The organism is Nonomuraea sp. NPDC050663 (genome assembly GCF_044456985.1).
GTDB lineage: Bacteria > Actinomycetota > Actinomycetes > Streptosporangiales > Streptosporangiaceae > Nonomuraea.
In genome coordinates this window covers 1-12292 of sequence record NZ_JBITGL010000028.1, presented here as the reverse complement: position 1 = coordinate 12292, position 12292 = coordinate 1, and the positions used below count along the sequence as shown (strand labels likewise).

At 72.7% G+C, this 12292-nt stretch carries 13 protein-coding genes; 11 read left to right on the top strand and 2 right to left on the bottom strand.

Going from position 1 to position 12292, the window contains the following annotated elements:
* Positions 1 to 3 precede the first annotated feature (3 nt).
* Complete coding sequence (locus ACIBH1_RS46340) at positions 4 to 969, bottom strand: heme A synthase (protein ID WP_397320512.1); 966 nt, start codon at positions 967 to 969, stop codon at positions 4 to 6.
* A 52-nt stretch (positions 970 to 1021) separates the two neighbouring features.
* Between ACIBH1_RS46340 and ACIBH1_RS46335 the strand changes: the two genes are divergently transcribed.
* On the top strand, positions 1022 to 1576 hold the full coding sequence (locus ACIBH1_RS46335; RefSeq protein ID WP_397320511.1) for a hypothetical protein: 555 nt from the start codon (positions 1022 to 1024) through the stop codon (positions 1574 to 1576).
* Positions 1577 to 1580: 4 nt separating this feature from the next.
* On the top strand, positions 1581 to 2543 hold the full coding sequence (locus ACIBH1_RS46330; protein ID WP_397320510.1) for a DUF5937 family protein: 963 nt from the start codon (positions 1581 to 1583) through the stop codon (positions 2541 to 2543).
* On the opposite strand, the gene ACIBH1_RS46325 is transcribed toward ACIBH1_RS46330, so the two are convergent.
* Entirely contained in the window at positions 2495 to 3436 is a 942-nt protein-coding gene (locus tag ACIBH1_RS46325; RefSeq protein WP_397320509.1) for a LysR family transcriptional regulator, read from the bottom strand. The two genes, ACIBH1_RS46330 and ACIBH1_RS46325, sit on opposite strands and share 49 nt — an antisense overlap.
* Positions 3437 to 3664: 228 nt before the next feature.
* Here ACIBH1_RS46325 and ACIBH1_RS46320 point away from each other — a divergent pair, with 228 nt between their 5' ends.
* From ACIBH1_RS46320 to ACIBH1_RS46280, 9 genes are all read left to right on the top strand, one after another.
* Positions 3665 to 4795, top strand: coding sequence for an NAD(P)/FAD-dependent oxidoreductase (locus tag ACIBH1_RS46320; protein WP_397320578.1), 1131 nt, complete (start codon positions 3665 to 3667; stop codon positions 4793 to 4795).
* Complete coding sequence (locus tag ACIBH1_RS46315) at positions 4792 to 5064, top strand: (2Fe-2S)-binding protein (protein ID WP_397320508.1); 273 nt, start codon at positions 4792 to 4794, stop codon at positions 5062 to 5064. Before ACIBH1_RS46320 ends, ACIBH1_RS46315 begins: the two co-directional genes overlap by 4 nt.
* On the top strand, positions 5061 to 6530 hold the full coding sequence (locus ACIBH1_RS46310) for an NAD(P)/FAD-dependent oxidoreductase (protein ID WP_397320506.1): 1470 nt from the start codon (positions 5061 to 5063) through the stop codon (positions 6528 to 6530). Before ACIBH1_RS46315 ends, ACIBH1_RS46310 begins: the two co-directional genes overlap by 4 nt.
* A complete protein-coding gene (locus tag ACIBH1_RS46305; RefSeq protein ID WP_397320505.1) occupies positions 6514 to 7407 on the top strand; it encodes a dihydrodipicolinate synthase family protein in 894 nt (297 codons plus the stop codon). Before ACIBH1_RS46310 ends, ACIBH1_RS46305 begins: the two co-directional genes overlap by 17 nt.
* Positions 7404 to 8417, top strand: a complete 1014-nt coding sequence (locus tag ACIBH1_RS46300; RefSeq protein WP_397320504.1) for a proline racemase family protein — start codon at positions 7404 to 7406, stop codon at positions 8415 to 8417. The genes ACIBH1_RS46305 and ACIBH1_RS46300 overlap by 4 nt, the downstream gene beginning before the upstream one ends.
* Positions 8414 to 9370, top strand: coding sequence for a proline racemase family protein (locus ACIBH1_RS46295; RefSeq protein ID WP_397320503.1), 957 nt, complete (start codon positions 8414 to 8416; stop codon positions 9368 to 9370). The genes ACIBH1_RS46300 and ACIBH1_RS46295 overlap by 4 nt, the downstream gene beginning before the upstream one ends.
* 95 nt (positions 9371 to 9465) lie before the next feature.
* A complete protein-coding gene (locus ACIBH1_RS46290; protein ID WP_397320502.1) occupies positions 9466 to 10761 on the top strand; it encodes an ornithine cyclodeaminase family protein in 1296 nt (431 codons plus the stop codon).
* Between the two features lie 19 nt (positions 10762 to 10780).
* Positions 10781 to 11455, top strand: coding sequence for a GntR family transcriptional regulator (locus ACIBH1_RS46285; RefSeq protein ID WP_397320501.1), 675 nt, complete (start codon positions 10781 to 10783; stop codon positions 11453 to 11455).
* Between the two features lie 119 nt (positions 11456 to 11574).
* Entirely contained in the window at positions 11575 to 12153 is a 579-nt protein-coding gene (locus tag ACIBH1_RS46280) for a DoxX family protein (RefSeq protein WP_397320500.1), read from the top strand.
* Positions 12154 to 12292 lie beyond the last annotated feature (139 nt).

Here is a 12292-nt window from a genome sequence, read left to right as displayed (position 1 = left end):
CCTTCACGCCGGTGGGGGAGTGGCCGACCTTTCGCCACCAACACTGACATAAGTCCCCGCTTCCGGGGCGTCGTCCGTGGGGGAGGGGAGGCGGGTCCGCATCGACGTGACGAGCCTCAGCGTGAAGATCCACACCAGCGTGGAGCCGAACACGTGCAGCCCCACCAGCAGTGCCGGCACCCCCATGAAGTACTGCAGGTATCCGATGAACCCCTGCGACAGCTCCACCACCAGCAGCGCCACCGCCGCCCGCCGGGCCGCCCGGGGCGCGTCGGTCACGTGCAGCGCGAACAGCAGCGCGAAGCTCAGCCCGATCACGACGTAGACGATGTCGGCGTGCAGCCGCGCCACGGTCTCGATGTCGAACGGGAAGCGCGAGGCCAGCGAGTCGCCCGAGTGCGGCCCGGTGCCGGTGACCACCACGCCGGCCACGAGCAGCACCGCCACCGCGGCGATCAGCACGTACCCCAGGCGCAGGATGTCGCGGTGCACCAGCCGCTCCGCGGGCCCGTCGCTCTCCTTGGCGCGTGCGTACAGCACCCAGGCGCCGGCCGTCATCGCGATCGACAGCAGGAAGTGCACGCTCACCGTGACCGGGTTGAGCAGGGTGTGCACCACCAGCCCGCCCCAGAGTCCCTGCACCGCGCACCCGATCGGCTGCAGCCACGCCAGCTTCACCAGGCCGGGCCTGCGCGGCCGCTGCCGCATGGCCACCAGCAGGCACCCCAGCGCCACGGCGAGCACCAGGAACGTCAGCAGCCGGTTGCCGAACTCGATGGCCGTGTTGACCATGGAGATCTCGGCGTGCGGCGCCGGGAGGTAGCTGTCGGGCGTGCACTTGGGCCAGGTCGGGCAGCCCAGCCCCGATCCGGTCACGCGGACGGCCGCGCCCGTGACGGTGATGAGCGAGTTGACGACCACGGCGGCCAGCGCCCAGGCGGGCATCGTTCGTGGCTGCAGGAATTTCACTTTCCCGATGGTAGGTGTCCCTGGCACCGGTCTGGAGTTTAGGGTGGGGCCCATGCACGGGGAATCCTTGTTATCACGGCCTCCGGGGCTGGTATTCACGGGCGTGGTCGGCGCGTGCGCGGCGCTGACCCTCTACGGCGCGAGTGTTCCCGGAGGGATTCCGGGAGCGCAGAACACCGCCGGCTTCCTTACTTTCGTCCTCGCCGTCACGTGGCTCGTCCGCATGGCGGGCAGCCGTCACTCGCCCTCCCGCAATCTGCCCGGTCGCATGGTGATCCCGCTGATCGCGGTGGTCACGATGGGGCTGATGCTGGCCGACGCGCCGCTGAAGACGCGTCTGCTCCTCTCGGAGACCGCGCTGCGTCAGCAGGCCGTCGAGATGGCGGGCAAGCTCTTCGTCGACAACACCCGCGAGCGGGTCGGGCTCTTCAACATCTCCAAGACCGTGCCGATCGACGACGGCGTCCTGCTCAGGACCCGCAACGGCGACCACGTCGACCACGGCTTCGCCTGGATGCCCGACGGCCCGATGGGCTACGGCCGGGGCTACGACAACGAGGGTTACGAGCACCTCATCGGCGACTGGTACGTCTGGACGAAATACTGACGGTGTGATCGACGTCTTCCTGGGTCCTGGCGATCTGGCCAGGATCCGATTCGGCCGTTCCCCGATGCAGGAACTGGTCGGCAGTCTCCACCTGCTCGGCGACCCGTCCCGCCAGGCGACCTTCCGCCCCTGGCTGGCCGGGGTGCGCGGCAGGGTGCCCGCCCTGCGGCTGCTGCCGTCCCTGGTGGGCGGCCCGCACTGGGCGGCCGACTTCCTGACGCCGCCGCCGCGGCACCTGGCCTCGGAGTTCGCCGAGGAACTGGAGAGGGTCAGGGCCGCCGATCCGGGCCTGGTGAGGGCCTCGATCGAGGAGATGCACGAGCGGGTCCCCGAGCCGCTGGCCGGGCTGTACGACGATCCGGAGCGCGAGCTCGGCGCGGTGGCCGACGAGCTCGGCGCCTACTGGCGGGCCGCGGTGGAACCCGTGTGGCCGCGCCTGCGGGCGGTGGCCGACGCCGACCTGGGCCACCGCGCCCAGGCGCTGACGACGGGCGGCCTGGCCAAGCTGCTGGCCGACCTGGACCCCCGCATCGAGCACACCCCCGACGGCATGCGCCTCGACACACCCAGCTGGCACGGCGAGCACGTGCTCAACGGCTCCGGCCTGGTGCTCGTCCCGTGCGTGTTCAACTGGCCCCGGCTGGTCATGATGTTCGACGAGCCGCGCCAGTCGATGTTCTCCTACGCCCCGCGCGGCATCGCGAACGTGTGGAACGACCCGCAGGACATGCGCGGAGAACCGCTGGGCGAGCTCATCGGCCGCAGCCGCGCCAGCCTGCTGTCGCATCTGGAGCTGCCGCTGTCGACCACACAGCTGGCCGCCTACCTGGGGCTGACCCCCGCGGCGGTGAGCCAGCACCTGTCGGTGCTGCGCCGTACGAGCCTGGTGACTTCGCGCCGTGACGGCCGCGCGGTGCTCTACCAGCGCACCTCGCTGGCGACCGAGCTGCTCAACCAGGCCGGATAGACGGGGTTGCGCCCGACGACGTCGGCGTAGGCGCGGGCCGCGGGCCCGGCGATCTCGCCGCCGACCGGCCCTTCGCGGCGCCAGGCCAGCAGGTGCCGGTACCACAGCGGGTCGCCCGCGATGGGACGTACCGCCAGTCCGGGCTGCTGGCGGAAGGTCGCCTGGCACAGGCTCACGCCCTCGCCGGCCAGCAGCAGGTCGATCAGCACCGGCCCCTCCACCTCGTGCAGGACCCTGATCGTGAGCCCGGCGGCGTGGAAGACGGTCGACCAGTACTCCCGCACCCTGTCGTCGTCGGGCGGCGGCACCACCCAGTCCTCCTCCGCCAGCTGCCTGAGCGTCACCTCGTGCTGGGCGGCCAGCCGGTGGCCCTCCGGCATGATCGCGAACACCGGCTGGGTGGCGACGGGATGCAGCACCACGCCGGGCCGCGCCGCCAGTTCGAACGACGGGCAGTCGCCCACCACCGCCAGGTCCAGGTGGCCGCTGTCGACGAGCTCGACCAGCCGCGTCGAGGCGCCCCGGGTGATCGTCGTGACGCGCGAGCCGGGGTGCAGTTCGCGCAGGGCCGCGATCAGGCCGGGCAGCAGCGGGGCGTTGACGGAGCCGACGCGGATCGTGTGCGGGCGTCCCGGCGCGCGCAGCCCCTGCGTCAGGTCGTCGATGGCGGGCAGGACGGCCCGGGCCCGCGTCAGCACCAGCTCGCCGAAGGCGGTCGGGACCGCGCCGCCGGAGGTGCGCTCGAACAGCCGCCCGCCCAGCATGGTCTCGATGCGCCGCAACTGCGCGGTGAGGCCGGGCTGCGACAGGCGCAGCGCCTTGGCCGCCTTGGTCAGGCTGCCGCTCTCGCCGATCGCGCAGATGACCCGCAGATGCCGCACTTCCAGCTCCATAACCCAACGTTATGAGGAATCGGGAGGTATCTCGCCGGGTGAGGGCCGGTCGAGGATCTGCACGACCCATAACGATGTGTGCTATTTCACTGGAAGCAGGGTGGTAGGACGCGGTCGTCACCGATTGGGGTAGTTATCTGCAGTGTGTCCGGAGATTCGATGATGCGAGACGGATACGCGTCGTATAAGGTGTGACATATTACTGAGGAGGGAGTGGCCTTGGCCGATGTGATCGTCGTCGGCGCCGGAGTCGTGGGCGCGGCCTGCGCCTACTACGCCGCGCGCGCCGGACTCGACGTCACCGTCCTGGACCGGGGCCCGGTCGCCGGGGGCACGACCGGAGCGGGAGAAGGCAACATCCTCGTCTCCGACAAGGAACCCGGCCCCGAGCTCGACCTGGCGGTGTTGTCGAACCGGCTCTGGCGCGAGCTCGCCGAGGGCGTCGACTTCGAGTTCGAGGCCAAGGGCGGCCTCGTGGTCGCCGAGACCCCCGCCGTCCTGGAGCAGCTCACCGCCCTGGCGGTCAAGCAGGGCGTCGAGCACACGCTCGCCGACGACCTGGCCGCCTACGAGCCGCACCTGGCGCAGGGCCTGGCCGGAGGCGTCTTCTACCCGCAGGACGCCCAGGTCCAGCCGATGCTGGCCGCCGCCAGGCTCATCAGGGCCGCCCAGGACCGCTACGGCCACCAGAAGGTACGGCTGCGCACCGGCGTCACCGTCACCGGCTTCCTGCGCTCCGGCGGCCGCGTCACCGGCGTGCGCACCTCCGAGGGCGACCTGCTCGCCGCTGCCGTCGTCAACGCCGCCGGCACCTGGGGCGGCGAGGTGGCCGGGCTCGCCGGCGTGCACCTGCCCGTCCTGCCCCGCCGCGGCTTCATCCTCGTCACCGAGCCCCTGCGCACCCCGCTCGTGCGCCACAAGGTCTACACCGCCGCCTACGTCACCAACGTGGCCAGCGACAACGAGGGCCTGGAGACCTCGGCCGTCGTCGAGGGCACCCCGTCGGGCACCGTCCTCATCGGCGCCTCCCGCGAGCGTGTCGGCTTCGACCGCACGATCTCGCTGCCGGTGCTCCAGCGGCTGGCCGCCCAGGCCGTCGCGCTCTTCCCGGTCCTGCGCGACGTGCGGGCGATCCGCACCTACTGCGGCTTCCGCCCGTACTGCCCCGACCACCTGCCCGTCATCGGCGCCGACCCCCGGATGCCCGGCCTCTACCACGCCTGCGGCCACGAGGGCGCGGGCATCGGCCTGGCCCCGGCCACCGGCCACCTGCTCGCCCAGCTCCTGTCGGGCCAGTCGCCCTCGCTCGACCTCGGAGCCTTCAGACCGGATCGTTTCCCCGCGGAGGCGCACTCATGAAAGACCTGGTCGGGGCACGCCCCGAACCCGCCTTCGAGATCACCGTGGACGGGCGGCCGGTCTCCGCGCTGCCTGGACAGACCGTCGGGGCCGCTCTGCACGCCGCCGGGATCCGGTCGTGGCGAACGACCAGATTCGGCGGGCGGCCCCGCGGTCTGTTCTGCGGCATCGGCGTCTGCTTCGACTGCTTGGTGAGCGTTAACGGCAGCCCTGAGCAGCGCGCCTGCCTGCTCGTCGCGCACCCGGGCGACGAGGTGGTCACCTCATGAGCGAGCGTCAGGGGGTTGGGCGCGCCTACGACCTCGTCGTGGTCGGCGGCGGCCCCGCGGGCGTCGCAGGAGCGCTGACCGCCGCCCAGGCCGGGCTGCGGGTCGCGCTGCTCGACTCGGGCGCGCGGCTCGGCGGCCAGTACTTCCGCCACCTGCCCGCCTCCTTCCACGCCTCCCGCGAGGGCGCCCTGCACCACGGCCTCGACCGTTTCGTACGGCAGAGCGCCACGCTGGAGCGGCTGGCGGACCTCCGGCTCGGTCACCAGGTCTGGGCGGTGACCAGGGAGGAGGAGCTCCTCGCCGTCCACGCCGTCATGACCACCGGCGGGCCCCACGGGCACCCGGTCGAGCTGCCCGTCGTGTTCCGCGCACGCGCCCTGCTCATCGCCACCGGCGCCCACGACCGGCCGCTGCCCTTCCCCGGCTGGGACCTGCCCGGCGTGCTCACGGCGGGCGGCGCCCAGGCCCTGCTCAAGGGCAACCTCGTCGCCGCCGGCCGCCGCGTGGTGGTGGCGGGCACGGGACCGTTCCTGCTGCCGGTCGCCACCGGCCTGGCCCGCTCAGGCACCCGCGTGGTCGAGGTGCTGGAGGCCAACGGCGGGCTCGGGCTGGCCAGGCATCCCTGGCTCGCCCTGTCCAAGGCGGGTGAGGCCGCCGGGTACGCGGCCACGCTGGCACGGCACCGCGTGCCGTACCGGGCCCGTCACGCGGTCGTCGCGGCGCACGGCGAGCGGGAGCTCACCCACGTGACCGTCGCCCGGCTCGACCGCGACTGGCGGGTGCGGGCGACCCGCACCGTCGAGTGCGACACGCTGGCCGTCGGCTACGGGTTCGTGCCGCAGATCGACCTGGCCACCCAGCTCGGCTGCGACACCGGCCACGACCTCGACGGCAGCCCGATCGTCACCGTCGACGCCTCGCAGCGCACCACGGTGCCGGGCGTCTACGCGGCCGGCGAGCCCACGGGGGTGGGCGGGGCGGTGTTGTCGGAGCTGGAGGGACGCATCGCCGGTCTGGCCATCGCGGCCGAGCTCGGAGCGGCCTCGTTGACCGAGCCCGGAGCCCTCCCGTCGGCCGAGCCCGGAGCCGCCCCGTCCGGTGAGCCGCCTGCCGTACCCGGCCTCCTGCTGCGCCGCCGCACCCGCCTCAGAGCCTTCGCGCGCGCCCTCCAGCAGGCCTACCCCGTCCAGGACGGCTGGCAGAGCTGGCTGGCCGACGACACCCTGGTCTGCCGCTGCGAAGAGGTCACCCTCGGCGCGATCCGCGAAGCCCAGCGCCTGGGCGCCACCGACGCCCGCTCGATCAAGCTGCTGGCCCGGCCCGGAATGGGCTGGTGCCAGGGCAGGATGTGCGGCCACGCCGTCGCCTGCCTGGCCGGGCAGGCCCCCCAGCCGCCCCGCCGCCCCCTTGCCCAGCCGATCACCCTCGGCGCACTAGAGAGGATTTCCGATGACAAGCCGCACTAAGCCCTGGCACGGCATCATGGTCGCCACCGCGCTGCCCCTGCGCGACGACCTGTCCGTCGACTACGACGCGTATGCCGAGCACTGCCGGTGGCTGGTCGACAACGGCTGCGACGGCGTGGTTCCCAACGGCTCGCTCGGCGAATACCAGACGCTGACCGCCGAGGAGCGCGCCAAGGTCGTCGAGACCGCCGTGGCCGCCGTCGGCGGTCGCAACGTGATGCCGGGTGTGGCGGCCTACGGCTCGGCCGAGTCGCGCCGCTGGGCCGAGCAGGCCGCCGAGGCGGGCTGCGGCTCGGTCCTGCTGCTGCCGCCCAACTCCTACCGCGCCGACGAGCGCATCGTGGTCGAGCACTACCGCGAGGCGGCCAGGGCGGGCGTGCCCGTCGTCGCCTACAACAACCCCATCGACACCAAGGTCGACCTCACCCCCTCCCTGCTGGCCAAGCTGTTCGACGAGGGCCTGATCGTGGCGGTGAAGGAGTTCAGCGGCGACGTGCGCCGCGCCTACGAGCTCAACGAGCTCGCCCCCGGCCTGGACCTGCTCGTCGGCTCCGACGACGTGCTCCTGGAGCTGGGCATCGCCGGGGCGGTCGGCTGGATCGCGGGCTACCCGAACGCGCTGCCGGCCTCCAACGTCGCGCTCTACCGTGCGGCCGTCGCCGGCGACCTGGAGACGGCGCTGCCGCTCTACCGCAAGCTGCACGAGCTGCTGCGCTGGGACTCCAAGACCGAGTTCGTCCAGGCGATCAAGCTGTCCATGGACGTCGCCGGCCGTCACGGCGGGCCGTGCCGCGCCCCGCGCCTGCCGCTCGTGCCAGAGCAGGAGGCCTCCATCCGCGCGGCCACCGAGAAGGTGCTGGCGGAGGGCCTGCGATGAGGACCAGACGGGTCTTTCACGCGGTCGACTCGCACACCGAGGGCATGCCCACGCGGGTGATCGTGGGCGGGGTGGGAACGATCCCCGGCGCGTCGATGGCCGAACGGCGCATCCACTTCCGCGACAACTTCGACCACATCAAGCAGCTGCTGATGAACGAGCCGCGCGGCCACGCCGCGATGAGCGGCGCCATCCTGCAGCCGCCCACCCGGCCCGACGCCGACTGGGGCGTGCTGTTCATCGAGGTCTCCGGCTACCTGCCGATGTGCGGCCACGGCACCATCGGCGTGGCGACCGTGCTGGTGGAGACCGGCATGGTCGAGGTCGTCGAGCCCGTCACCACCATCCGCCTGGAGGTGCCCGCCGGCCTCGTCGAGGTCGACGTGGCGGTCCAGGACGGCATGGCGATGAGCGTCACGCTGCGCAACGTGCCCTCCTACTCCGACCGGCTCGACGCGGTCGTGGAGGTGCCCGGATTCGGGGCGATCCCCTACGACCTGGCCTACGGTGGCAACTTCTACGCGATCGTCGACCTCGACGACTACAAGCTGCCCTTCGACCGGGCGGCCAAGAACGAGATCATCGCGGCCGGGCTGGCCACGATGGAGGCGATCAACGCCGCCGACGAGCCGGTCCACGTCGAGGACTCCCGCATCCGCGGCTGCCACCACGTCTACTTCAAGGCGCCCGGCTCCACGGCCCGGCACTCGCGTCACGCGATGGCCATCCACCCGGGCTGGTTCGACCGCTCGCCGTGCGGCACCGGGACCAGCGCGCGCATGGCCCAGCTGCACGCCCGCGGCGAGCTGGGGCTGGAGACGGACTTCGTCAACGAGTCGTTCATCGGCACCCGCTTCATCGGCAGGCTGCTCGGCGAGACCACGGTGGGCGGCACGGTGGGCGAGCGGCCCGCCGTGCTGCCCACCATCACCGGCCGGGCCTGGGTGACCGGCACCGCCCAGTACTTCCTCGACCCGCGCGACCCCTTCCCCGAGGGGTTCATCCTGTGATCAGCACCGTGGACTACCACACGGGAGGAGAGCCGTTCCGCATCGTCACCGGGGGTGTCGGTGAGATCCCTGGCGTCTCCGTCCTGGACCGGCGCACGAACGCCTCCCGGCCGGAGTTCGACCGGGTGCGCCGCCTGCTGTGCCACGAGCCGCGCGGCCACGCCGACATGTACGGCTGCTTCCTGGTGCCGCCGGACTCGCCCGACGCCCTGCTCGGCGTGCTGTTCTGGCACAAGGACGGCTACTCCACCGCCTGCGGCCACGGCACGATCGCCCTCGGCGTGCACGCCGTCCAGGAGGGTTTGGTCGAGGCCGACCCCGACGGCCTGACCGACGTGGTCGTCGACGTGCCCTCCGGGCGCGTCACCGCCCGCGTGCGCTGCTCGGGCGGGCGCGTCGAGTCGGTCACCTTCCGCAGCGTGCCCTCGTTCGTCCTGGCCAGGTCCGTGAAGGCGGCGGGTGCCGAGGTCGACCTGTCGTACGGCGGAGCCATCTACGCCTCGCTGCCCGCCTCGTCGGCCGGGCTGTCGGTGACCCCGTCGGACCTGCCGGAACTGATCGCCGCGGCCCGCCGGATCAAGGCCGACCTGGCCGGGCATCCCGCGACCGAGCACCCGCACGACCCCCGCCTCTCCGGCGTCTACGGGGTGATCTTCTACGACGAGCTGGGCCCGGCGCGCCAGCGCAACGTCACCGTCTTCGCCGACGGCGAGGTCGACCGCTCACCGTGCGGCTCGGGTACGGCGGCGCGGCTGGCGGTGCTGCACGAGGACGGTTTCACCGGCACGCTGACGCACGAGAGCATCGTGGGGAGCGTCCTTTCCGGGCGAATCGCCGACATCACTCCAGAGGGCGTCATACCGGAGATCGAAGGCATGGCCTACCGTACCGGTAGGCATCTGTTCGAGCTGGACCCCGCCGATCCGATCGGCACCGGGTTCACTCTGCGATGACTCCGGCTCCGGCCGGGGCGAAGCACCGCGCCCTTCGCCCCGGCCGGTCTGGACCCCGCCCGTTCTGGAGACGCATCGATGGAGCAGCGCGCCGCATGAACTATCTCGACGCCGCCGCACTCACCAGGCTCGTGCCGCCCGCGCGTGCCGTACAGGTGCTCGAAGAGGCACTGAAGGCCGGGCTCGACCCCGAGGCCACCCCGCCGCGCGCCCACGCCGACCTTCCGGCCGGGCAGCTGCTCATGATGCCCGCGGGCGGCGGACGCTACGCCGGGGTGAAGGTGGTCAGCGTCGCACCCGACAACCCGCGCCGCGGGCTGCCACGCGTGCAGGGCACCTACCTGCTGTTCGACGGCGACACCCTCGCGCCGCTGGCGGCCATCGACGGCATCGCGCTCACCTCGCTGCGCACGCCCGCCGTCTCCGCGCTCGCCGTGCGCCACCTGGCCGCGCCCGACGCGCGCCGCCTCGTGGTGTTCGGCACGGGGCCGCAGGCGTGGGGCCACGTCGTCGCCCTGCGCGCCGTCCGGCCCGTCTCGCACGTCACCGTTTTCGGCCGCTCGCCGTCGGGCGTGCAGGCCCTGGCCGCCCGCTGCCGCGCGGCGGGGCTGCAGGTCGAGATCGGGTACGGCACGGCGGCCTCGTCACACGTCACCCAGTGGGCCGCCACCTCACCCACCCCGAGCGCCTCCCGGAGCGTCACCCCGAGCGCCTCCCCGGGCGGCACCTCGACCGGCTCCCCGACCGGCTCCCCGACCGGCTCCCCGGGCGCCACTCCGGGCGGCCCGCCGGGTCCGGCCTTCCCCGGCGGCGCGGCCCCCTCAATCGTTCCCGGTGGCCCTGGCCCCTCGCCCCTCCCCGGCGCGCGCCCCATGCCCCGGCCTGACGCGGTCGTCTGGCCGCCCGCGCGCCCGGCGAGCGCGCCGCCCCCGCAGCCCTCCCCGCCGTCTCCCTCCCCGCCGCAACCCTCCCCGCCTCCGCCCTCGCACGACTCCAAGGGCGTCACCACCACCCAGGCCGTCGCCGAGGCCGACATCATCGCCTGCTGCACGACCGCGAGAAACCCGCTGTTCCCCGGTAAGCTCGCCCGCGACGGCGCCACCGTAGTCGCCGTCGGATCCCACGAGCCCGACGCCCGCGAGGTCGACGACGACCTGGTGGCACGCGCGATCCTCGTCGTCGAGGCGCGGTCGGCCGCACTGGCGGAGGCCGGGGATGTGATCGTCCCTGTCCGGAACGGTACGATCACGACTGGTCATCTCGCCGGGAACCTCGCGGACCTGGTCGCCGGCAAGGTGCCGGTCGGCCCGGGGCCACGCTTGTTCAAGAGCGTGGGCATGGCCTGGGAGGACCTGGTGGTCGCGGCCGCCGCCTACGAGGCGTGGGCGTAGAACGGAAGGATGTGCGGGGATGGCTGCGGAGGGTCGACTGGACCTGCCGGTGGTCGGGGAACGGCAGAGCCTGCGCGAGCAGGTGGCCAACGCCCTGCGCGCGGCGCTCATCACCGGCGAGATGCGTCCAGGGGTGGTGTACTCCGCGCCCGTGCTGGCCGGCCAGTTCGGCGTGTCCGCCACCCCGGTGCGCGAGGCCATGCTCGACCTGGCCAAGGAGGGCCTCGTCGAGGCGGTGCGCAACAAGGGCTTCCGTGTCACCGAGCTGTCGGAGCGCGACCTCGACGAGCTCACCGAGATCCGCGAGCTGATCGAGGTGCCCACCGTCGCCCGGCTGGCGACCTCGGCCGACCTCGATCGCCTGGAGCGGCTGCGCCCGATCGCCGAGGAGATCGTCTCGGCGGCCGAAGGGGGCGATCTGCTCGGGTATGTCGACGCCGACCTGCGCTTTCACGTGGAACTGCTCTCGCTGGGCGGCAACGGTCACCTGGTCGAGGTGGTGCGCGACCTGCGCAGCCGGGCGCGGCTCTACGGCCTGTCCGAACTGGCGAGCCGGGGCACGCTCGTCGACTCCGCGCGCGAGCACCTGGAGCTGCTCGACCGGCTGATCAGCCGTGATTCCGAGGCGTCGGGCCAGATGATGGCCCAGCACATCGGCAAGGTGCGCGGCATCTGGGCCAGCCCCCAGGAATAGTGCCCGCTATTGGGCCTTGTGTCCGTTTTGTGATAATCTCAAGGAGAAAGAGATCGGCTCCGCTGCGCGCGGGCTTGTGAAAACTTTCACGATCTTGCGCGAGGATTCCGGAGGGAATCATGACCACGCAGATCGTCGAACGCCCGCACGGCCGCCACGCCGCGCCGTACCGCCCAGAAGACGACCACCCCGCGACTCCCGCTCCCACCGGCCGTACCGGCTGGGCCCCGCGCGTGTGGGCGGTGACCAGGATCGCCCTGGGCTTCATCTTCCTGTGGGCCTTCCTCGACAAGACCTTCGGCCTCGGATTCTCGACCCCGGCGCAGAACGCGTGGATCAATGGGGGCAACCCCACCGCCGGCTACCTCGGCGGCGTGGAGGGGCCCTTCAGCGGCATGTTCCACGCCATGGCCGGCAACCCGGTCGTCAACGTCCTGTTCATGGCGGGGCTGCTCGGCGTCGGGCTGGCCCTGATCCTCGGGATCGGCATGCGCGTGGCCGCCGTGGCGGGGGCGCTCATGATGGTCTTCATGTGGATGGCGTCGCTGCCCATGACCAGCAACCCGGTGATCGACGACCACCTCATCTACGCGCTGGTGCTCGTCGGGCTCGCCGCCGCGAAGGCGGGCGACACCTACGGCCTGGGCCGCGCCTGGGGCCGCACCGCCCTGGTCCGCAACCAGCCCTGGCTCCACTGACCGGCCCGGCCGCACAGACAGCGGCCGCACAGACAGCGGCCGCGCAGACAGCGGCCGCGCAGACAGCGGCCGCGCAGACAGCGGCCGCGCAGACAGCGGCCGCGCAGACAGCGGCCGCGCAGACAGCGGCCGCGCAGAC